This window comes from Pseudomonas donghuensis (assembly GCF_000696345.2).
Taxonomy (GTDB): Bacteria; Pseudomonadota; Gammaproteobacteria; order Pseudomonadales; family Pseudomonadaceae; genus Aquipseudomonas; species Aquipseudomonas donghuensis.
In genome coordinates, this window is the sequence record NZ_CP071706.1 from 4,396,625 (window position 1) to 4,417,534 (window position 20,910).

Sequence of the window (20,910 nt, forward strand, 5' to 3'; positions counted from 1 at the left end):
TGCGAAGTCGCTACGGTTAGAATAGCCGCCACACCCTGCTGGATGCGACCCGAACATGACTGACCTGACCCTCTATCACAATCCGCGCTGCTCCAAATCCCGTGGCGCCCTCGAGCTGCTCGAAGCCCGCGGCCTGGCCCCGACCGTGGTGCGCTACCTGGAAACCCCGCCGACTGCCGTCGAGCTCAAGGCCCTGCTCGGCAAGCTGAACATCAGTGCACGCCAGTTGCTGCGCAGCGGTGAAGACGAATACAAAACGCTCAACCTGGCCGACGCCAGCCTCAGCGAGGCGCAGTTGATCGACGCCATGGCCCAGCACCCCAAGCTGATCGAGCGGCCCATCCTGATTGCCGGCGATAAAGCCGTGATCGGCCGGCCACCGGAGAAGGTGCTGGAGATCCTGCCGTGAGCGCGCCGTACATCCTGATTCTGTTCTACAGTCGCCACGGCTCGACCAGCGAGATGGCCCGGCAGATTGCCCGCGGCGTCGAAATGGCCGGCCTGGAAGCGCGCATCCGCACGGTACCGGCGATTTCCACCGAGTGCGAAGCCGTCGCCCCGGACATCCCGGAAACCGGCGCCCTGTATGCCACCCTGGATGACCTGCGCCATTGCTCGGGCCTGGCCCTGGGCAGCCCGACGCGCTTTGGCAACATGGCTGCGCCGCTCAAGTACTTCATCGACGGTACCAGCAGCCTGTGGCTGAGCGGCGGCCTGGTGGGCAAGCCGGCGGCGGCGTTCACCTCCACCGCCAGCCTGCACGGCGGCCAGGAGTCGACCCTGCTGTCGATGCTGCTGCCACTGATGCACCACGGCATGCTGATCATGGGCCTGCCCTACAGCGAGTCGGCGCTGCTGGAAACCCGCGGCGGCGGCACGCCTTACGGCGCCAGCCACCATGCCGGTGCCGACGGCAAGCGTGACCTGGATGCCGACGAAATCGCCCTGTGCCGCGCCCTTGGCCAACGCCTGGCGAGCACCGCCAAACTGCTGGAGAACGGCCGTGGCTAAAAAGCCCAAGGTGCTGCCCCCAATCGAATGGCTGACACCGCGCCTGCGCCTGACCCGGGCGTTGAGCCTGGCGAGCTTTTTCGGCCTGATCGCCTTGCTGACCCTGAACAACCTGCTGTTCGCCGACCTGCACGGTGCGCGGGTCGGGGTGATCCTGGCAATCGAACTGGTGCCGCTGGCCCTGCTGCTGCCGGGCATGCTGCTGGGCAACGCCCGTGCGCATGCCTGGACCTGCTTTGTGGTCAACCTGTACTTCATCAAAGGTGTACTGGCCGCATTCGACCCGGCCCGGGCGCTGTTTGGCTGGCTGGAAGTGGCGATCAGCCTGGCGCTGTTCGTCAGTGCCCTGCTGTATGTGCGCTGGCGCTTTCAGTATGAGCGGCGGCTGGCGGGGGAAGGTTCGAACTAAGAGTTGAATTCATCGCTGGCAAGCCAGCTCCCACAGGGTTTTGTGGGAGCGGGCTTGCCAGCGATGATGGCACCACCGATCTCAGTGATTGACGGTATGCGCCAGCATCACCGACAGCTGACACAGCGGCCGCCCACTCTCGGCATGCCACTGATTGAAGGCATCCTGCACCAGGGCCAGATCGCGCTGGCTGGTCGGCGGCTTGTCGATGATGTCCTGGGCGATCAACGCCGCAGCCATGTCATTGGTAGGGATGAACGTGTCCTTGCCGCACATGCGCAAAAAACGCGGCGCCGACAGCCCGCCCAACTGGTTGCCATGCTTGGCCAGGTACTTCCACAGGCCGACGATATCGGTCACCGGCCAATCGGCGATAAACCCACCGAAACTGCCGAATTCCTTCTCGACATCGAGGATCATCTGCGCATTGCGCGGCACGCTCTTGAGCTTGCCCAAATGGCGGATGATCCGCGTGTCCTGCATCAGCCGCTCCAGGTGCTCGGCGCCCATCAGCACGACCTTTTGCGGGTCGAACGCGAAGAACACCTGCTCGAAGGCCGGCCATTTGGCGTCCACCAGGCTGTGCTTCAAACCGGCGCGAAACACCCGCAGGGCCAGGGTCGACAGGTAACGGTCGGCGCCGATCGCGCGCAACTGCTCGGGGCTTTTCGCCTGGGGCAGGTGCGCTTCGAGGGCCGCGGCCGAGCCGAAGCGGTTCAGGCAGTACTCATGCAGCCATTGGTAATCGCGCATGGCGGTCAGATGTTCAACACGTCGACAAACCGCGGGGTGGCGGTCTCGTCGATCTTCAGGCTGGTGAAGTCGAACAGATTGCGGTCCGCCAGTTGCGACGGCACCACGTTCTGCAGGCCACGGAAGATATTCTCGGTACGCCCCGGGGTCTTGCGCTCCCACTCCACCAGCATGTCCTTGACCACCTGGCGCTGCAGGTTTTCCTGCGAGCCGCAGAGGTTGCACGGGATGATCGGGAATTCCTTCATGTCCGAGTAGGCCTGGATGTCCTTCTCGCTGCAGTAGGCCAGCGGGCGGATCACCACGTTACGCCCGTCATCGGCACGCAGCTTGGGCGGCATGGCCTTGAGGGTGCCGTTGAAGAACATGTTGAGGAAGAAGGTTTCGACGATGTCGTCGCGGTGATGCCCCAGGGCCATCTTGGTCGCGCCGATCTCGTCGGCAAAGGTGTACAGGGTGCCGCGACGCAGGCGCGAGCACAGCGAGCAGGTGGTCTTGCCTTCCGGGATCAGCTCCTTGACCACCGAGTAGGTGTCCTTCTCGACGATGTGGTACTCGACGCCGAGGGTTTCCAGGTAAGCCGGCAACACGTGCTCGGGGAAGCCCGGCTGCTTCTGGTCCATGTTCACCGCGACGATGTCGAACTTGATCGGCGCCACTTTCTGCAGGTGCAGCAGAACATCGAGCATGGTGTAGCTGTCTTTGCCGCCGGACAGGCAGACCATGACCTTGTCACCGTCTTCGATCATGTTGAAGTCGGTGATGGCTTCGCCAGCGAGACGACGCAGGCGTTTTTGCAGTTTGTTCTGGTTGACCGAAAGGGTGCCCATAGCGCTTGGAATCCGCGAGGTGTGACAAAAGCCGAACATTTTACCCTTAAACCAACAGCGGGCGTAGGCCAATCCGATAAAGACTGCATCGTGATTAAGCAGCGCCCTGACAGCGCGATTTGCTCTAAAAAGCCGGCTTTATGCAGCGAACGCCTTTCTATACTGCGACATAAGGCCACACAAAGGTGACCTCCAACCTCTGGCCCAGACTTGGGGCCGCAGCGCTCCGATGGGGGGCGATGGCAACAGCGATAGGAGTGACCGGCATGATCCATCACGTTGTTGGGCTATTTACCCATCCCGATCAGGAATGGAAAGAAATTCGCGGTGAAGAAGAAAGCATCAGTCACATGTACCTGACCCACACGCTGATCCTCGCCGCGATCCCGGCGATTTCGGCGTTTATCGGCACCACCCAGGTCGGCTGGGTCATCGGCGATCGCGCTCCGGTCATGCTCACCCAGGAAAGTGCGCTGTGGATGACCATCATGTCCTACCTGGCCATGCTGGGCGGCGTGGCGGTCATGGGCGCATTCATCCACTGGATGGCCCGCACCTACGACGCCAACCCCAGCCTGGCGCGCTGCATCGCTTTTGCCACCTACACCGCAACGCCGCTGTTCATCGGTGGCCTGGCGGCGCTGTACCCGCACCTGTGGCTGGGTATGATCGTTGGCACCGCAGCGGTGTGCTACACGGTGTACCTGCTGTATGTCGGCTTGCCGACCTTCATGAACATTCCATCCGACGAGGGCTTCCTGTTCTCGAGTTCGGTACTGGCAGTAGGGCTGGTGGTGCTGGTCGCTATCATGGCCTTCACCGTAATTGTCTGGGGACTGGGCGTGGGGCCCGTCTATACCAACTGACGCAAACTATTAGAACAGCAACATAGGTGCACCAACCCTCAGGCCGCCGCAAGGCGGCCTGATACTGTGCGCTGACAGGTGGCTCGGCAGCGTCGCTGCGGTTGCGGCATAATCGTCGGCCAGGAGTGTTCCCCGATATGCCCGAACTGCTCAAATCCCGCGTCGAAACCTGTTACCAGCAAGCCGAAACCTTTTTCAAACGCCCCTTCCCGCGCCCCGAAGTCAGCTTCAAGCTGCGCGGACAAAAGGCTGGCGTCGCCCACCTGCACGAGAACCTGCTGCGCTTCAACCTGCAGCTGTACCGCGAAAACAGCGAAGATTTCCTCAAGCAGACGGTGCCCCACGAGGTCGCCCACCTGGTGGCGCACCAGCTGTTTGGCGACCGCATCCAGCCCCATGGCGAGGAATGGCAGCTGATCATGCGCGGCGTCTATGAACTGCCGCCCCACCGCTGCCATAACTACGCCGTCAAGCGCCGCACGGTGACCCGCTATATCTACCGCTGCCCGTGCGCTGGCAGCGACTTCCCGTTCTCGGCGCAACGCCATAGCCTGGTCCGCCAGGGGCGGCGCTATCTGTGCCGGCGCTGTCGCAATACCCTGGTGTATAGCGGCGAGACCCGGGTGGAATAAAGCATCGCAGGGCACGCCCGCTCCCACCCAATCTGTGGAAGCCCCCGCAGACACAAAAAAGCCCATCCGAAGATGGGCTTTTTGCGTTACACCGCCTGCATCTTAGCGAGCAGGACCTTCAGCCACGCCCAGGTCATCCATCGGGCGGGTATCGGTCAGCGGCGAGCCACCGGAAGCCAGTTCGGCCTGCAGCTTGTCTTCGTCCAGCTCATTGACCCACTTGGCCACGACCACGGTGGCCACGGCATTGCCGATCAGGTTGGTCAGGGCACGGGCTTCGGACATGAAGCGGTCGATGCCGAGGATCAGCGCCAGACCGGCAACCGGCAGGTGGCCAACGGCCGACAGGGTCGCGGCAAGCACAATGAAACCACTGCCGGTAACGCCCGCAGCCCCCTTGGAAGCGACCAGCAGCACCAGCAGCAGGGTGATCTGGTGGGTGATGTCCATGGTGGTGTCGGTCGCCTGGGCGATGAACACGGCGGCCATGGTCAGGTAGATCGAGGTACCGTCGAGGTTGAACGAGTAGCCGGTCGGGATCACCAGGCCAACCACGGATTTCTTCGCCCCCAGACGCTCCATCTTGGTCAGCATGCGTGGCAGCGCCGATTCCGAAGACGAAGTACCCAGCACGATCATCAGCTCTTCACGGATGTAGCGGATCAGCTTGAGGATGCTGAAGCCGTGAGCGCGGGCGATACTGCCGAGCACCACCAGGATGAACAGCACGCAGGTGACATAGAAGCAGATCATCAGCTGGCCCAGTTGCACCAGCGAACCGACGCCGTACTGGCCGATGGTGAAGGCCATGGCACCGAAGGCACCGACCGGCGCCAGCTTCATGATCATGTTGATGATGTTGAACATGACATGGGCGAAGCGGTCGATCAGGTCCAGCAATGGCTTGCCGTAGGCACCCAGGCGATGCAGGGCGAAGCCAAAGATCACCGAGAACATCAGCACTTGCAGGATGTCGCCGTTGGCGAAGGCGCCGACCACGGTGTTGGGGATGATGTTGAGCAGGAAGCCCACGGTGGTCTGCTGCGCGCCGGCGGCGGCATAGGCAGCCACACTGCTGGCGTTCAGGGTGCTGACATCGATGTGCATGCCGGCGCCAGGCTTGACCACGTTGACCACGACCAGACCGATGATCAGGGCAATGGTCGAGACGATTTCGAAGTACAGCAGCGCGTAGCCACCGGTCTTGCCGACCGATTTCATGTTCTGCATGCCAGCGATGCCGCTGACCACGGTACAGAAGATGATCGGGGCGATGACCATTTTGATCAGTTTGACGAACCCGTCACCCAGTGGCTTCAGGGCTACGCCGGTTTCAGGGTAGTAGTGGCCCAGCAGGATACCGATGGTGATCGCTACTAACACCTGGATATACAGCGATTTGTACAGTGGCTGACGCGTCGTCATGGCTAATTCCTCAAGGGTACCGGCTCATCCTTGCCAGGATGCGGGGTACCTAAAGCGCGAACCCTCCTGCACTGGAGGGATTTGTTGTGTCGAGCTGCCTGGCAGAACTCTGATGAGTCCATAGCAAGCCCGATGCCAAAATGCGCTTTAACGGTGCAAGCCCCGGTTTTACGGGGCTGTCATGCACAAAGAGGTTGCAGGTTGACGGGGTGGGGTTGGCGGATTTCCGCACGCTGCAGAAAAGATTCCGACAATGATGGCGATAATCCGCCTAGGGGTTGCGCTCCAGTTCAAAGCGAATCCGAAAGGCAGCACCGCCCAGCGGCGAGTCATCGAGGGTCAGGGTCGCGTCGTAGCTTTCAATGATGTCCTTGACCACCGCCAAGCCGATGCCCTGCCCCGGGTTCTGCCGGTCCAGGCGCTCGCCACGCTGGAGAATCCGCTCACGCTGGTTGGCGGGCACGCCGGGGCCGTCGTCCTCGATACACAGTACAACCTGCGCCTGGTTGGCCAGCAGGCTGATGCGAACCTGGCTCAGACACAGGCGGTAGGCGTTTTCCAGCAAGTTGCCGAGCAGTTCCAGCAAGGCCCCCTGCTCCATCGGTACCATTGCGTTCGCTGGCAGATCCACGCTGATGTGCACGTGCTTGTCGCGGTAGACCTTGGCCAGGGTGCTGCACAGGCTGTCAAGCAACGGCCGCAGTTGCACCTGGTGGCGCACCAGGCCGCTCTTGCGCAGGCTGGCCCGTTGCAGTTGGTAGTCGATCTGCTGGCTCATGCGTTCGATCTGGCTTTGCAGCACCCGTGCCTGCTCACGGTCTTCGCGGCGCTGGGCCATGCTTTCGCTGACGCCCTGAAGCACGGTGAGCGGTGTTTTCAGGCTGTGGGCCAGATCCCCCAGGGAATCACGGTAGCGGCGGCGCTGCTCGCGCTCGCTGCGCAACAGGCGGTTGAGCGAGTCGGTCAGGCGCAGCAGTTCACGTGGATGCTCGCTGCTCAAGCCTTCGCGGGCGCCGGACTCGACATCATCCAGCTCGCGGCTCATCTGCCGCAGCGAACGCAGCCCCCAGGTCAGGCCGGCCCAGAGCAGCGCCAGCAGCGCCAGCAACGCCGCGCCGAAGCCCAGGTAGAGCTTTTCGCGCAGGCCGTCGAGGGTGTGCTGGTATTCACGTACCGGCTGCAGGGCGACGATACTGAAGGCGGCGGTCTTGCCACCGAGCAGCTTGACCTCGACGTCATAGACGAAAAACTCCTCGCCGTCGTCCTGACGAATCCGTGCGAACTCGTTGCCACGCCCGTCGTAGCGCGGGGTGTAGTTGATGTTCTCGTCCGCGGTGGCCCGCGAACGCCACACCAGGTTGCCCTGGCGGTCATAGATGTAACCGAGCAGGCGGCTGTCGGGCAGGTTGAATTTTTCGTCGGGCAACAACACCGGCATCTGCAGGTTGCCGTCTTCAATGCGTGCGGCAGAGATCAACGTGGTGACGTCCGACGCCAGGCGCTGCTCGATCGACTCCTGCAAGGCCAGGCTGAAGGCCTTTTGCAAAGCCGGCAGCAAGCCGAGCATGAACAGCAGCGCCAGCACCGCGGCCGCCAGCATCAGACGCAGGCGTAGCGAACGGATCATCGGCAACGCTCGGTGAACAGGTAGCCCAGGCCACGCACGGTATCGATCGGCTTGAAGCCGTTGCTGCCCTCAAGCTTGCGCCGCAGGCGGCCGACCAGCACCTCGATGACGTTCGGATCGCGCTCGTCATCGTCCGGATACAGCTGCTCCATCAAGCGGTCCTTGGCCACCACCTGCTGGTGATGACGCATCAGGTACTCAAGGATGCGGTACTCATAGGCGGTCAGCGCCAGGGGCTGCTCGTCGAGGGTCGCCTGCTTGCGATTGAGGTCGAGCACCAGGGGGCCGGCGGCGATGGTCGACTGGGTAAAGCCGCTGGAGCGGCGCAGCAAGGCGTTGAGGCGGGCTTCGAGCTCTTCGAACTGGAAGGGCTTGACCACATAATCGTCGGCGCCGGCGGCCAGGCCTTCGACCTTGTCCTGCCAGTTGCCGCGAGCGGTGAGGATCAGGATCGGGAAGCTCTTGCCCTGGGACCGCAACTGGCGGATCAGGTCGAGCCCGCTCATGCCCGGCAGGCCCAGGTCGATCACCGCCAGGTCATGGTTGAACTGCTCGGCCTGGTACAGGGCCTCCTCGGCATTGGCCACCGCTTCGACCACATGCCCGCTTTCCGTCAAGCGGCTGTACAAGTGATGACGCAAAAGTGCTTCATCCTCGACCACCAGCAGTTTCATACGCTCCTCCAGACCCGTGCCGGCCTTCATTGGCCAGTCAGTTTTGTAGACCGAATGCAGAATAACAGCGAACCGGCCGTGCGCATGCAGGCCGGTTCGGACATCGCCAGGCGACTTAGAACGCGTAGTTGGCCGACAGGTAGGTCTGGGCGCTGCTGTTCAGGCGCAGGCTGCCGACTTTCGGGCCGTCATGCTCGGACAGTTCGGTGCTGGCATTGCTGCGCAGGTAACGGTAGCCCAGTTCCACCGAAGCATTGTCGGTGACTTGCTGCAGCAGGCCGGCTTGCAGGCCGATGGCGTAGCCGGTGTCGGTGTCGCGGCTGTAGCCGGAGGACTCCATGCTCATCTTGGTCAGGCCGGCGCTGGCGCCACCGAACAGCTTGGTGGTGCTGCCCAGCGGGTAGAACAGGTCGTAGCTGCCCAGCAGGTTTTCCTGACGCACTTTCAGGCCGCTGTGGTCGTTGGAGACGTTGTCGTAGGTGAGGTAGTAGCGGCCCTGGTCGTTCATCTGGCCGACGCGGATGCCGTAGGTGCTGTCCTTGCTGATGATGCCGTCGGTGTTCAGGTGATCCGTGTTGCGGCTCAGCAGGCCGGATTTTTTGATCTTGTCGCTGGTCTGACCATAAGTGACGCCAGCGAAAGTGGTGTCAGCGGCCTGGGCGGCGGCGCTGGCGCCAAGGAAAGCAACGGTGAGCAGCAGGGTGTTGAGCTTTTTCATCGTGTGGTACTCCAGGTGATGCACTGTGTTGGTGTGGAAGCTAGAGTAAGCAAGCCGTCCTGAACCGCCGCTGAACCCTGGCTGAACCTCGGCTGAACAGCTGCACCGATTGCAAAAAACCGACTGCACGAGCCGCCCGAAAAAAAAAGGAGTACCGACCATGCGTTGTCTGCTCGCTCTGGCCCTGATCGGCGCCGCCAGCCTGGCCCAGGCTGCAGTGCAAACCCGTGAGATTCCCTACCAGGACGCCGACGGCAAGCGCCTGGTCGGCTATTACGCCTACGACGACGCCGCCAAGGGCAAGCGCCCGGGCGTGGTCGTGGTGCATGAACTGTGGGGGCTCAACGACTATGCCAAGCGCCGCGCCCGCGACCTCGCCGGCCTCGGTTACAGCGCCCTGGCCATCGACATGTATGGCGACGGCAAGAACAGCGAGCACCCGGCCGAAGCCAAGGCATTCATGGCCGCAGCGCTGAAAAACCCGAACACTGCAGCCCAGCGCTTTGATGCCGGGGTTGAACTGCTGAAGATCCAGCCACAGACCGATACCAAGCGGATCGCCGCCATTGGCTACTGCTTTGGCGGCAAGGTGGTGCTCGATGCCGCGCGCCGCGGTGAGCCACTGGCCGGGGTGGCCAGCTTCCACGGTGCGCTGGTCACCAATGCGCCAGCAACGCCGGGCAGCGTCAAGGCCAAGGTGCTGGTAGAGCATGGCGCCAGCGACAGTATGGTGACGCCGGAGCAGGTGGAAAAATTCAAGGAAGAAATGGACGCGGCCGGGGCGAGCTATGAGTTCGTCAGTATTCCTGGGGCCAAGCATGGCTTTACCAACCCCGATGCCGACCGCCTGAGCCACGGCGGGCATGGTGGGCCTGATATTGGCTACAACAAGTCGGCGGATGAGAGCTCCTGGGCGGATTTGCAGGCGTTCTTCAAAAAGATCTTCACTAAAGGTTAACCCCTGTAGGAGCGGGCTTGCCCCGCGATAGCGGTGTGTCTGTTACACCGCAATCGCGGGGCAAGCCCGCTCCTACACAGTGGCACGCCGGCACCAGCCACGGCACAATACCGGCCATGAACCGACTGCCCACCTGCTGCGCCCCGCTCCTGCACCACTGGCCCCTGCCGCGTCCGGTCCCCGGCGCGATCCTGGTCAGTTGCCCGTTCGACCCCGCCCTGCTCGCCAGCGACGACTTCAGCCGCGCCGGCATCGAGCAGACCGCCAGCCTGCAACGCTCAGTGGCCAAGCGCCAGGCCGAGTACCTGGCCGGCCGGGTGTGCGCTCGCGCAGCCTTGCTGCAACTCGATGGCCGCGACTATGTCCCGGGTACTGATGAAGACCGCGCGCCGATCTGGCCCGCCGGCATCAGCGGCTCGATCACCCACGGCAAAGGCTGGGCCGCCGCCGTGGTTGCGCGCAGCAGCGACTGCCTGGGCCTGGGCCTGGATCAGGAAAGCCTGCTCAGCGACGAGCGCGCCGAGCGCCTGGCCCGGGAGATTCTCACCGAGGCCGAAATACAGCGTATGGACCCCAGCCAAATCGGGCTGACCGTGACCCTGACTTTCTCGCTGAAAGAAAGCCTGTTCAAGGCGCTCTACCCCATCGTCAGGCAGCGCTTCTATTTTGAGCACGCCGAAGTACTGGAATGGTCCGCTGATGGCCATGCACGCCTGCGCCTGCTCATCGACCTGTCGGCGCAGTGGCACCACGGCCGCGAGCTGGCGGGCCAGTTCTGTCTGCAGGATGATCAGCTGTTGAGCCTGGTCAGCGTCTGAGCGTCAGGGCAGCAGCGGACAGTGCTCGCAGTGCCCGACCCAGTCGACCTTGTAGCTGAGGCAGCAGGTGCGGCGCCGACGCCGACCTGCGGGATCCTGGCTGATGGCGGCAAATAAAGGGCTGCCGGGCGTTTCCAGCAGCACCTGCAATCCTGTGTTGTCACTGATGCCTTGCAGCGCCTGATCCAGGCAATCGCCGGCATTGCCCCACAATACCGCTGGCGGTACGGCGCCCAACACCACCATACGCGCAACAACGGGCTGCAGATGTGCCGCCATGACCGCCTGCAGACCTTGGCAAGCGACGCCCTCGGCGACCAGCGCAACCGGCAAACCGCGCGCGTCGACCTTCACCGCTGTCGCGCTGAACGCCGACAACGGCTGCCCCTCACGCACCATTCGCCACACCAGGGCAAAGTAGTACTTGGACCATTGCGACACCAGCACCGGCCGTTGCGCCGGCATCAGCTGCGGGCCATAGAGCGCCAGCAGCAAGGCATCGAACCGTGCTTCGTCGAGCAATACCGGCAGGGCAATCGGCGCACTCATTCGCGGTCCTGGTTGCGCGGCCAGTTCAGGCTGAAACAGGCGCCGCCCAGACGCTCGCTACGCCCCACCGACGCCCGCCCACCGTGCCAGTAGATGATCCGCCGGACGATCGACAGGCCCAGTCCATGCCCACCTGATGCGCGGGTGCGACTATCGTCGAGACGGGTGAAGGGGGTGAAGATACGTTCCCAGACACCTTCCGGCACACCAGGGCCATCGTCCTCGACATCGATCCGGCAGCGCTGTCCCCCCAACTGATAGCTGAGGCTGACCTGTGACTCGGCGTGGCGCATGGCGTTGCTGACCAGGTTCTGCAACGCCCGGTGCAGGTAACGCGGTTCGGCCTCGACCCACGCCCCCTGGCCGTCCGCCGCCTTCTCCGCGCCCTGGCACGGGCCGCGCAACACCCGGACCTCGCGGCGCAATGGCGCCAGCTCGGCGATCACCTGATCCAGCAAGGCATCCAGATCGACCCGTTGAAAATGCAGGGCTGGCGCGCCCTGCTCCAGGCGCGCGTAGGTGAGCATTTCATCGACCAGTTTATCCAGGTCCTGAATATCGCCGTCCATACCGGTCAGGTACTTGTCCCGGGCCTGGTCGTTGCTGGCGCTGGCAATCATCTCCAGGCCAAAACGCAGCCGCGCTACCGGCGTACGCAGTTCATGGGATACCGCCCGCACCAGTTCGCGCTGGATGGTCAGCGAGCGCTGCAGGTGTTCGGCCATGCCGTTGAACGCCGCGGCCAGGCGCCCGACCGAATCGGCGTCGTCGGCCGCCACGCGGGTTTCCAGGCTGCCCTGGGCAATCAGGGTTGCGGCGGCCTCAAGCCCCGACAGGCGCCGTTCCAGCTGGCGCACCAGCAGGTAAACGATCAGGCCGATCAGGCACAGGCCCAGCACGGCAATCAGCACCAGCAGTTGCGGCGGATAGGGGTTCATCTGGTACAGCGGGCCGATTTCCAGCACCCAGGGCGTACCGACCAGGCCGGCGAACACCCGGATCGAGTCGCCGTCCTTGCCCAGCGCCAGCACCGTGTCGCCTTCGTCGATGCGCCGGCGCTGGTCTTCGTCCATGTCGGTCTGGTTGACCCGCTGCAGGCGCAGGTCAAAGCCAAAGCCCTTGCTCTGCTTGAGGGCCGCCAGGCGCTGCGGCTGCTCGGCCACCGGATAGCGCACCAGCTCATCGGCCAGCAGGTAGATCGTGGCGCGCGCCAGTTGCTCACTGATTTGCTGCACTTCACCAACCAGCAGCAAATCCAGGTCACCCACCTGGCGCAGCACCTTGGCCGCGTGCGGGCCGGTCTTCTCGACCAATACCTGGCCGCGCTGCAACTGGCTGCGCTGACCACCGTCCAGGGCAGTACTGCTCAGCGCCTGCAACGCCAGCGGAATCCCCAGCAGGCGCTCCCAGATCAGCAAGGCGCGCTTGCGCTCGACACCATCCAGCGGCGCCAGGTTGTCAGCCATCAGGGTAAAGGTGCCGTGGGCCAGGCGCTCACGGTACTGGCCGGCGCGCACCTCGTTGAGCAGGTGCAGGCTGAGCACGCCGAGCACCGCCACCAGCACCAACGCGGCGAGCATGCCGCCATAGATGCGCAGGAAGATCGAGTTCATTGCACCTGGCCCATGGCTTCGGCCGCCTCACGGACGAACAGGTAACCTTTGCTGCGGATGGTTTTGATCATCCGCGGGTGCTCCGGGTCGTCGCCTATTTTCGGGCGGATGCGCGAAATCCGCACATCGATGGAGCGGTCCTGGCCGTCGTAGCCGACACCGCGCAGGGAGGTGAAGATTTCTTCGCGCGACAAGGTGCGCCCGGCGTTGCTCACCAACAGCCATAAAAGGTCGAACTCGGCGCTGGTCAGTTCAATGCCGCTGTCGTACAGCCAGGCCTCGCGCAAGGTGTTGTCGACCCGCAACGGGCCGAACTGCAGGGTTTGCGGCGCCTGAGCCTCGGCCGGCGCCTCGCTGCGACGCAACAGGGCATTGATGCGTGCCAGCAGCAAGCGCGGGCGCACCGGCTTGCAGACGTAGTCGTCGGCACCCAGGTCCAGGCCCTGGATCTGGTCGAGATCGTCGCTGCGTGCGGTGAGCATCAGGATCGGCCCGGGGTACTGCTGGCGCACCTTGCGGCAGATGCTCAGGCCGTCTTCGCCCGGCAGCATCAGGTCGAGGATCACCAGGTCCGGCTGCTCGGCGATAATCCGCGCCGCCGCCCGGGCGCCATCGCCTTCCACGTCCACGGTAAAGCCATTGGCCTGCAGGTACTCACAGGTCAGGTCGGCCAGCCGCTGGTCATCTTCGACGATCAATACCCGACTGCTCTGCTCCACGGCTCACCTCAACAACTTGTTGTTATAAAGAGTACCCACATCACCAAAAGGCAACATTGGCCCCGGATACTACGTCGGGCACCGACGCCTGCCAACCGCCGTTACCGGTGGTGAAAAACCAACGGGAAAGCTGCTCGGACAAGCCGATTTTTTGTGATAGGGTTCGCGCCCGCAAAATCTGCCTGCGCCCCTAAGACCCGCGAAAAAATCGGTGACGGGCGGTCATTCAGCGCTAAGACGCGGCCTACAAGGGGTTGAGTGAAATCACTCACAAAATACGCACAAGTTATCCACAGAGCCCGACCTTGCATTACCCCCAAGACCGCATTATCTTGTATCCCCAGCGAAACAAAACACTACATCTTGGGGTTTCCTGAAAATCCCAAGCACAAGTCAAGCAGAGAACTCAAGCCCTCAACGGGTAGATTTTTTGCTTGAACTTTAGAAGAGATCAGCAGCCAAACCGCTCCTGCGCAGGCTTCCGTTGCAAACCCTTGGAGGGTGTTGTTTCGGGTACGGGTGAGACCATCAGCACACCCGACAGCAACAGTTTTGAGTCGTAGATTCAAGACCTTTGACTTCGGCCAGGGAGCGGCAAGCATTTGCCCTAATTCCTGAACTGTCCCGAAGTGAGTATGCCCGACCTGTGCGGCATGCCGGAACCTCGCGTTCCTGCGCGCCCTCGGGGTCGGTTGTTGAGCTTTCGGACGGAACGGTTGGCGCTCAAAAAGCGCCTAAAACATACTTAGAGAACGTGGAGACACCCATGCAAACCGACACAACTCGCGAGAACCCGCTGGCTTTGGCGCCGCAGGCCGCCGATTCGAACCAGGATCTGGCAGCCACCGCCCCGGGCCAACTGCGCGTGATCAAGCGTAACGGCACTGTCGTCGCCTATACCGATGACAAGATCACCGTGGCCATCACCAAAGCGTTCCTCGCAGTTGAAGGCGGCACCGCTGCCGCCTCGTCGCGCATCCACGACACCGTTGCCCGCCTGACCGAGCAGGTCACCGCGACCTTCAAGCGTCGCATGCCTTCGGGCGGCACCATCCACATCGAAGAAATCCAGGACCAGGTCGAACTGGCCCTGATGCGTGCCGGCGAGCAGAAAGTCGCCCGTGACTACGTGATCTACCGCGACCAGCGTGCCAAGGAGCGTGCCACCCGTGGCCACGCCGAAGACGCAAGCGTGCAGCCGCACCCAAGCATCCGCATCACCCTGGCCGACGGCAGCCTGGCGCCGCTGGACATGAACCGCCTGAACACCATCATCAGCGAAGCCTGCGAAGGCCTGGCCGAAGTCGACGGCGACCTGATCCAGCGCGAAACCCTGAAAAACCTCTACGACGGCGTGGCCATCAAGGACGTCAACACCGCCCTGGTGATGACCGCCCGTACCCTGGTAGAGCGTGAGCCGAACTACTCGTTCGTCACCGCCCGCCTGCTGATGGACACCCTGCGCGCCGAAGGCCTGGGCTTCCTCAACGTCGCCGACAGCGCCACCCACCACGAAATGGCCGACCTGTACGCCAAGGCCCTGCCTGCCTACATCGCCAAGGGTGTCGAGTTCGAACTGCTCAACCCTGCCCTGGCCGACTTCGACCTGGACAAACTGGGCAAGGCGATCGATCACGAGCGCGACCAGCAATTCACCTACCTGGGCCTGCAGACCCTGTACGACCGTTACTTCATCCACAAGGATGGCGTGTGTTTCGAACTGCCTCAGGTGTTCTTCATGCGCGTGGCCATGGGCCTGGCGCTGGAAGAGAAAGACAAAGAAGCCCGTGCCATCGAGTTCTACAACCTGTTGTCGTCCTTCGACTACATGGCCTCGACCCCGACCCTGTTCAACGCCGGTACCCTGCGTCCACAGCTGTCGAGCTGCTACCTGACCACCGTGCCGGACGACCTGTCGGGCATCTACCACGCGATCCACGACAACGCCATGCTGTCGAAATTCGCCGGTGGCCTGGGCAACGACTGGACCCCTGTGCGCGCACTGGGCTCCTACATCAAGGGCACCAACGGTAAATCCCAGGGCGTCGTACCCTTCCTGAAAGTGGTCAACGACACCGCCGTCGCCGTTAACCAGGGTGGCAAGCGCAAGGGCGCTGTCTGTGCCTACCTGGAAACCTGGCACCTGGACATCGAAGAATTCATCGAGCTGCGCAAGAACACCGGTGATGACCGTCGTCGTACCCACGACATGAACACCGCCAACTGGATCCCTGACCTGTTCATGAAGCGCGTCTTCGATGACGGCAAGTGGACCCTGTTCTCGCCATCGGAAGTGCCAGACCTGCACGACCTGACCGGCAAGGCCTTCGAAGAGCGCTACGAGTACTACGAAGCCCTGACCGAGTACAACAAGATCAAGGTGTTCAAGACCATCCAGGCCAAAGACCTGTGGCGCAAGATGCTCTCGATGCTGTTCGAGACCGGCCACCCATGGTTGACCTTCAAGGATCCGTGCAACCTGCGCAGCCCGCAGCAGCACGTGGGCGTGGTCCACAGCTCGAACCTGTGCACCGAGATCACCCTGAACACCAACAAGGACGAGATCGCGGTCTGCAACCTGGGCTCGATCAACCTGCCGAACCACATTGTCGACGGCAAGCTGGACACCACCAAGCTGCAACGCACCGTCAACACCGCCGTGCGCATGCTCGACAACGTGATCGACATCAACTACTACTCGGTGCCGCAAGCGCGTAACTCGAACTTCAAGCACCGTCCGGTCGGCCTGGGCATCATGGGCTTCCAGGACGCGCTGTACCTGCAGCACATCCCTTACGGCTCCGACGCTGCCGTCGAGTTCGCCGACAAGTCGATGGAAGCGGTCAGCTACTTCGCCATCCAGGCCTCCTGTGACCTGGCCGACGAGCGCGGCGCCTACGAGACCTTCCAGGGCTCGCTGTGGTCCAAAGGCATCCTGCCGCTGGATTCGCAACAGATCCTGATCGAAGCCCGTGGCCAGAAGTACATCGACGTCGACCTGAACGAGACCCTGGACTGGGCACCGGTGCGTGCTCGCGTACAAAAAGGTATTCGTAACTCGAACATCATGGCCATCGCGCCGACCGCGACCATCGCCAACATCACCGGCGTGTCGCAGTCCATCGAGCCGACCTACCAGAACCTGTACGTGAAATCGAACCTCTCGGGCGAATTCACCGTGATCAACCCGTATCTGGTTCGCGACCTCAAGGCCCGCGGCCTGTGGGACCCGGTCATGATCAACGACCTGAAGTACTACGACGGTTCGGTGCAGCAGATCGAGCGCATCCCGCAAGAGCTCAAAGACCTCTACGCGACTGCCTTCGAAGTGGAAACCAAGTGGATCGTCGACGCCGCCAGCCGCCGTCAGAAGTGGATCGACCAGGCCCAGTCGCTGAACCTGTACATCGCCGGCGCTTCGGGCAAGAAGCTCGACGTGACCTACCGCATGGCCTGGTACCGTGGTCTGAAAACCACCTACTACCTCCGTGCCCTGGCCGCGACCAGCACCGAGAAGTCGACCATCAACACCGGCAAGCTCAACGCCGTTTCCAGCGGTGGCGACAGCGCCCCGGTACAGGCAGCGCCAGCCGGCCCTGCTCCGGTACCGAAGGCCTGCGCGATCGACGAGCCGGATTGCGAAGCCTGCCAATAAGCGCCTGAAGGCTGGCCAGCTCTCCTGTGGGAGCTGGCTTTGCCAGCGATAGGGCCGGCCCTGCCGCTCTCTTCGCCAGGCCGAACAATAAGGTCGGGGCCACCCCGACCTCCCCCGAGGGCCTCAGCCCCGGGAAGCATTCCAAGATTTTGCGTGCACCGCAGTACCCAACCGCAAGCACCGCAACCAAGATCCACCGGCCATACTGATATGGCCCTCAAGCAGGAGACCCACCATGCTGAGCTGGGACGAATTCGATAAAGACGAAGGCGAAGAAGCCGCCAAAGGCACCACCGCCACGCAAGCCGCTGCCGCAGGCATCGACAAGCTCGACAACGCCGGCGGTGTCGCCGCCCTCGAAGCCCGCGCCGTGACCGCCGCTGACTCCGAAGCAGTCAAGCGCGCCAAGGCTGCTCTGGACCAACTCGACATCGCCGAAGGCCTGGCTGAGCTGGAAGGTTCCGCTGCCCGTGTCGCGGTTGACGAAAAGCGCATGATCAACTGCCGCGCCGACCTCAACCAGCTGGTACCGTTCAAGTACGACTGGGCCTGGCAGAAGTACCTGGACGGTTGCGCCAACCACTGGATGCCGCAAGAGGTCAACATGACCGCGGACATCGCCCTGTGGAAAAACCCGGAAGGCCTGACCGACGACGAGCGTCGTATCGTCATGCGCAACCTGGGCTTCTTCTCCACCGCCGACTCCCTGGTTGCCAACAACCTGGCCCTGGCCGTGTACCGCCTGATCACCAACCCCGAGTGCCGCCAGTACATCCTGCGCCAGGCATTCGAAGAGGCGATCCACACCCACGCCTACCAGTACTGCATCGAATCGCTGGGCATGGATGAAGGCGAGATCTTCAACATGTACCACGAGATCCCGTCGGTGGCGAAGAAAGCCGCCTGGGGCCTGAGCTACACCCGCGCGATCTCCGACCCGGAGTTCAACACCGGCACCGTCGAGACCGACAAAGAGCTGCTGCGCAACCTGATCGCTTACTACTGCGTCCTGGAAGGCATTTTCTTCTACTGCGGCTTCACCCAGATCCTGTCCATGGGTCGCCGCAACAAGATGACTGGCGTTGCCGAGCAGTTCCAGTACATCCTGCGTGACGAGTCCATGCACCTGAACTTCGGTATCGACGTGATCAACCAGATCAAGATCGAAAACCCGCACCTGTGGGATGCCGAAATGAAGGAAGAAGCCTCGCAGATGATTCTGCAGGGCACTCAGCTTGAAATCGAATACGCCCGCGACACCATGCCTCGCGGCGTGCTGGGCATGAACGCGGCGATGATGGAGGACTACCTCAAGTTCATCGCCAACCGTCGCCTGTCGCAGATCGGCCTGAAGGAAGAGTACCCAGGTACCACCAACCCGTTCCCATGGATGAGCGAGATCATGGACTTGAAGAAAGAGAAGAACTTCTTCGAGACTCGGGTTATCGAGTATCAGACCGGTGGGGCGTTGAGCTGGGATTGATTTCCCTGTTCTTCATTTTTCAAGATAACTGAGACTTTTTTCAAAAATCCGAGACTAAACGCACCCAATTAGTGCTCAAACTGAAAAAAGCCACCTAAGCCATGAAAGCTTGGGTGGCTTTTCAGCATAAGGCCGGTACGTCACTCGCTCAGCAATGGGGTGCGGAGCGCTATGACGGGGATACCAGGAAGCGTAAGGCTGCTCCGCTTGAGTGAGCAGCATTACGCATTTGTTCGGCCTTGTGGTTTGACGCTCGCGCAGTTGCCCTTCAGTAGCGGAACTTGCCGCCATGAATGTCCTGCAGCACCTGCTCAGTCACGCGCACGTAGGTTTCGGTGCCCGGTAGCCAAGCGTAGACCGGGTCTTCACCGGTTTGGCTGGGGTCGAAGGCTTCGGTCCTTAGCTTGGTTTTCTGGTATTTGAACGTGCCGGTGGTTTCCATGCAGGTCCTGATGCGCAGGAACATCGGCACCGCGTAGTGAGGCATCTGGCTTTTGACGAAGCGCAGCAGGTCGCAAAAATCCAGTTGCTCCAGCGGGGCCGATGGGGTGATGGCCGCCATCCCGGCACGACCGTTGGTGTTCTTGATTTCCACACCGTAGGCCACGGCTTCGGCGATGTGGGGGTGTTGCACCATGATGTTTTCGACTTCGGTGGTGGAGACGTTTTCACCTTTCCAGCGGAAGGTGTCCCCCAGGCGGTCGACGAATTGGGCGTGGCCAAAGCCGATATCGCGAATCAGGTCGCCGCTGTTGAAGTAACGATCGCCCTTTTCGAAAACGTCGTACAGCACCACCTTTTTGCTCTTCTCCGGATCGGTGTAACCGTCGAATGGGGCGTCGTCGTCGATCTTGGCCAGCAACAAGCCTTGGCCACCCTTGCCGACTTTCTGCATGAAACCGTTCGCGCTGCGCCGCGGCTCGCCGGTGTCGTGTTCGTACTCCACCAGCGACCAGGCGTTGATGGCAAAGCCGATGGTGTTTTCGAAGTTGAGGATGTTGGTAAAGCCAATGTTGCCGTCACTGGCGGCATAAAACTCGCAGACCCGTTCGATGTTGAAGCGTCTCTTGAAGTCGATCCACACGCCCGGGCGCAGGCCGTTGCCAATCATTTTCACCACCGGGTTGTCGCCATCGTTGCCGGCGGGAGGCTGGTCGATCAGGTAGCGACACAATTCACCGACATAGCAAATGGTGGTGGCCTTGAATTTGCGTGTGTCATTCCAGAACTGACTGGCGCTGAATTTGCGGCGGATGGCGAAACCCGAGGCGCCGGCCAATGCCGAGCCCCAGCTCACGCACAGCCCGGTGCCGTGATAGAGCGGCAAGGTGCAATAGACGATGTCATCGGGGCGCATATCCAGGGCGATCATGCCGAAGCTACCGTAGACTTTCATCCAGCGCCCGTGCTTGAACACCCCGGCCTTGGGCAAACCGGTGGTGCCGGAGGTGTAAATGTAGAAGCAGGCGTCGTCCAGGTAGACCTGCTGGGTGGTCGCCGGATTGACAGCGGAGTGCGCTTCGCTGACGCGGGTCAGGTTGATGTAACCCTCGGGCGCGACGCCCGCATCGCGAGTGGTGTCGGTGTCAGCCAGGAAGAACGTGCTCAGCTCATCGATGGCAACCTCGTTACGCACCGCGTCAAAGGATGGCACCAACTCTTCGCCGACGATAATCGCCGAGGGATTGACCAGGCTCAAGCTGTGGATCAGGACGTTGTTGGTCTGCGAGGTGTTGAGCATGGCGCAGATACCGCCGATCTTGCTGACCGCCAGCACGCTGACCAGCAATTCCGGGCGATTTTCAATAAATATGCCGACCACATCGCCTTTTTTCAGGCCACGGGCAAGCAGGTAGTGGGCGAAACGGTTGGCCCACTGGTTGACCTGTTCATAACTGAAACGATTGTCCTCGTAGAGCAGCGCCGGTCCTTGAGGGTTGCGCGCAACCGCCTGTTCGAAGGCCCACCCCAGGCCGCAGGGCTGATCGACCTTGAGCTTGGAGGCTTTGATTCCCCTGATGAGCCGAGGAATGGCCCGGGCGATCAAGGGGATTTTGCGCAGCATCATGCCCCAGGTAATCATGTCGCTATTGCTACTCATGTCACCTCCTAGTGAATTGACCGTGGCAGCCAGGCGGTTGGACAAGCGCCAGACCGGCCGATCGCTTTA

The 20,910-nt window shown here is 62.1% G+C and carries 19 protein-coding genes; 9 read left to right on the forward strand and 10 right to left on the reverse strand.

All coding sequences use genetic code 11. From position 1 onward, the window contains the following. Positions 1–55: 55 nt before the first annotated feature. From arsC to BV82_RS20470, 3 genes are read left to right on the forward strand one after another with little or no spacing between them, the layout of a single operon-like run. Positions 56–409, forward strand: a complete 354-nt coding sequence (arsC, locus tag BV82_RS20460; RefSeq protein WP_010220378.1) for an arsenate reductase (glutaredoxin) — start codon at positions 56–58, stop codon at positions 407–409. Further along, positions 406–1,011, forward strand: coding sequence for an NAD(P)H:quinone oxidoreductase (wrbA, locus tag BV82_RS20465; protein WP_010220380.1), 606 nt, complete (start codon positions 406–408; stop codon positions 1,009–1,011). The genes arsC and wrbA overlap by 4 nt, the downstream gene beginning before the upstream one ends. Next, on the forward strand, positions 1,004–1,420 hold the full coding sequence (locus BV82_RS20470; protein WP_010220381.1) for a DUF2069 domain-containing protein: 417 nt from the start codon (positions 1,004–1,006) through the stop codon (positions 1,418–1,420). The genes wrbA and BV82_RS20470 overlap by 8 nt, the downstream gene beginning before the upstream one ends. 81 nt (positions 1,421–1,501) lie before the next feature. On the opposite strand, the gene BV82_RS20475 is transcribed toward BV82_RS20470, so the two are convergent. Further along, on the reverse strand, positions 1,502–2,173 hold the full coding sequence (locus BV82_RS20475; RefSeq protein WP_010220383.1) for a DNA-3-methyladenine glycosylase I: 672 nt from the start codon (positions 2,171–2,173) through the stop codon (positions 1,502–1,504). 5 nt (positions 2,174–2,178) lie between these two features. Continuing rightward, on the reverse strand, positions 2,179–3,003 hold the full coding sequence (ttcA, locus tag BV82_RS20480) for a tRNA 2-thiocytidine(32) synthetase TtcA (RefSeq protein WP_010220385.1): 825 nt from the start codon (positions 3,001–3,003) through the stop codon (positions 2,179–2,181). Positions 3,004–3,269: 266 nt separating this feature from the next. On the opposite strand from ttcA, the gene BV82_RS20485 reads away from it, so the two are divergent. Continuing rightward, positions 3,270–3,869: a Yip1 family protein gene (locus BV82_RS20485; RefSeq protein ID WP_010220386.1), complete on the forward strand. Its 600-nt coding sequence runs from the start codon at positions 3,270–3,272 to the stop codon at positions 3,867–3,869. A gap of 137 nt (positions 3,870–4,006) precedes the next feature. Next, a complete protein-coding gene (locus tag BV82_RS20490) occupies positions 4,007–4,501 on the forward strand; it encodes a SprT family zinc-dependent metalloprotease (protein WP_010220387.1) in 495 nt (164 codons plus the stop codon). 102 nt (positions 4,502–4,603) lie between these two features. On the opposite strand, the gene BV82_RS20495 is transcribed toward BV82_RS20490, so the two are convergent. The 4 genes from BV82_RS20495 to BV82_RS20510 all read right to left on the reverse strand — a co-directional run bounded on the left by BV82_RS20495 (position 4,604) and on the right by BV82_RS20510 (position 8,945). Then, positions 4,604–5,926: a dicarboxylate/amino acid:cation symporter gene (locus BV82_RS20495; RefSeq protein WP_010220388.1), complete on the reverse strand. Its 1,323-nt coding sequence runs from the start codon at positions 5,924–5,926 to the stop codon at positions 4,604–4,606. A 271-nt stretch (positions 5,927–6,197) separates the two neighbouring features. Next, a complete protein-coding gene (locus BV82_RS20500) occupies positions 6,198–7,553 on the reverse strand; it encodes an ATP-binding protein (protein ID WP_036996598.1) in 1,356 nt (451 codons plus the stop codon). Then, complete coding sequence (locus tag BV82_RS20505; RefSeq protein WP_010220390.1) at positions 7,550–8,227, reverse strand: response regulator; 678 nt, start codon at positions 8,225–8,227, stop codon at positions 7,550–7,552. Before BV82_RS20505 ends, BV82_RS20500 begins: the two co-directional genes overlap by 4 nt. A gap of 115 nt (positions 8,228–8,342) precedes the next feature. Continuing rightward, a complete protein-coding gene (locus BV82_RS20510) occupies positions 8,343–8,945 on the reverse strand; it encodes an outer membrane protein (protein WP_010220391.1) in 603 nt (200 codons plus the stop codon). Between the two features lie 160 nt (positions 8,946–9,105). Between BV82_RS20510 and BV82_RS20515 the strand changes: the two genes are divergently transcribed. Both BV82_RS20515 and BV82_RS20520 read left to right on the forward strand, forming a co-directional pair. Then, positions 9,106–9,903, forward strand: coding sequence for a dienelactone hydrolase family protein (locus tag BV82_RS20515; RefSeq protein ID WP_010220393.1), 798 nt, complete (start codon positions 9,106–9,108; stop codon positions 9,901–9,903). Positions 9,904–10,019: 116 nt separating this feature from the next. Next, positions 10,020–10,721, forward strand: a complete 702-nt coding sequence (locus tag BV82_RS20520) for a 4'-phosphopantetheinyl transferase family protein (RefSeq protein WP_036996600.1) — start codon at positions 10,020–10,022, stop codon at positions 10,719–10,721. Positions 10,722–10,724: 3 nt separating this feature from the next. On the opposite strand, the gene fhuF is transcribed toward BV82_RS20520, so the two are convergent. The 3 genes from fhuF to BV82_RS20535 are packed head-to-tail and all read right to left on the reverse strand — an operon-like array spanning position 10,725 to position 13,602. Further along, positions 10,725–11,270 carry a siderophore-iron reductase FhuF gene (gene fhuF, locus BV82_RS20525; RefSeq protein ID WP_010220473.1) on the reverse strand — a complete coding sequence of 182 codons (546 nt, stop codon included), beginning with the start codon at positions 11,268–11,270 and terminating at the stop codon, positions 10,725–10,727. Next, the gene (locus BV82_RS20530) at positions 11,267–12,883 is read right to left on the reverse strand and encodes an ATP-binding protein (RefSeq protein ID WP_036996601.1); all 1,617 of its coding nucleotides are present in this window, start codon (positions 12,881–12,883) and stop codon (positions 11,267–11,269) included. Before BV82_RS20530 ends, fhuF begins: the two co-directional genes overlap by 4 nt. Further along, a complete protein-coding gene (locus BV82_RS20535; RefSeq protein WP_026001155.1) occupies positions 12,880–13,602 on the reverse strand; it encodes a response regulator in 723 nt (240 codons plus the stop codon). Before BV82_RS20535 ends, BV82_RS20530 begins: the two co-directional genes overlap by 4 nt. A 766-nt stretch (positions 13,603–14,368) precedes the next feature. Between BV82_RS20535 and BV82_RS20540 the strand changes: the two genes are divergently transcribed. Continuing rightward, entirely contained in the window at positions 14,369–17,257 is a 2,889-nt protein-coding gene (locus BV82_RS20540) for a ribonucleoside-diphosphate reductase subunit alpha (protein ID WP_036996602.1), read from the forward strand. 235 nt (positions 17,258–17,492) lie between these two features. Then, on the forward strand, positions 17,493–18,740 hold the full coding sequence (locus BV82_RS20545) for a ribonucleotide-diphosphate reductase subunit beta (protein ID WP_036996603.1): 1,248 nt from the start codon (positions 17,493–17,495) through the stop codon (positions 18,738–18,740). Between the two features lie 268 nt (positions 18,741–19,008). Here BV82_RS20545 and BV82_RS20550 read toward each other — a convergent pair whose 3' ends face one another. Then, complete coding sequence (locus tag BV82_RS20550; protein ID WP_010220479.1) at positions 19,009–20,841, reverse strand: long-chain-acyl-CoA synthetase; 1,833 nt, start codon at positions 20,839–20,841, stop codon at positions 19,009–19,011. Between the last annotated feature and the right edge of the window lie 69 nt (positions 20,842–20,910).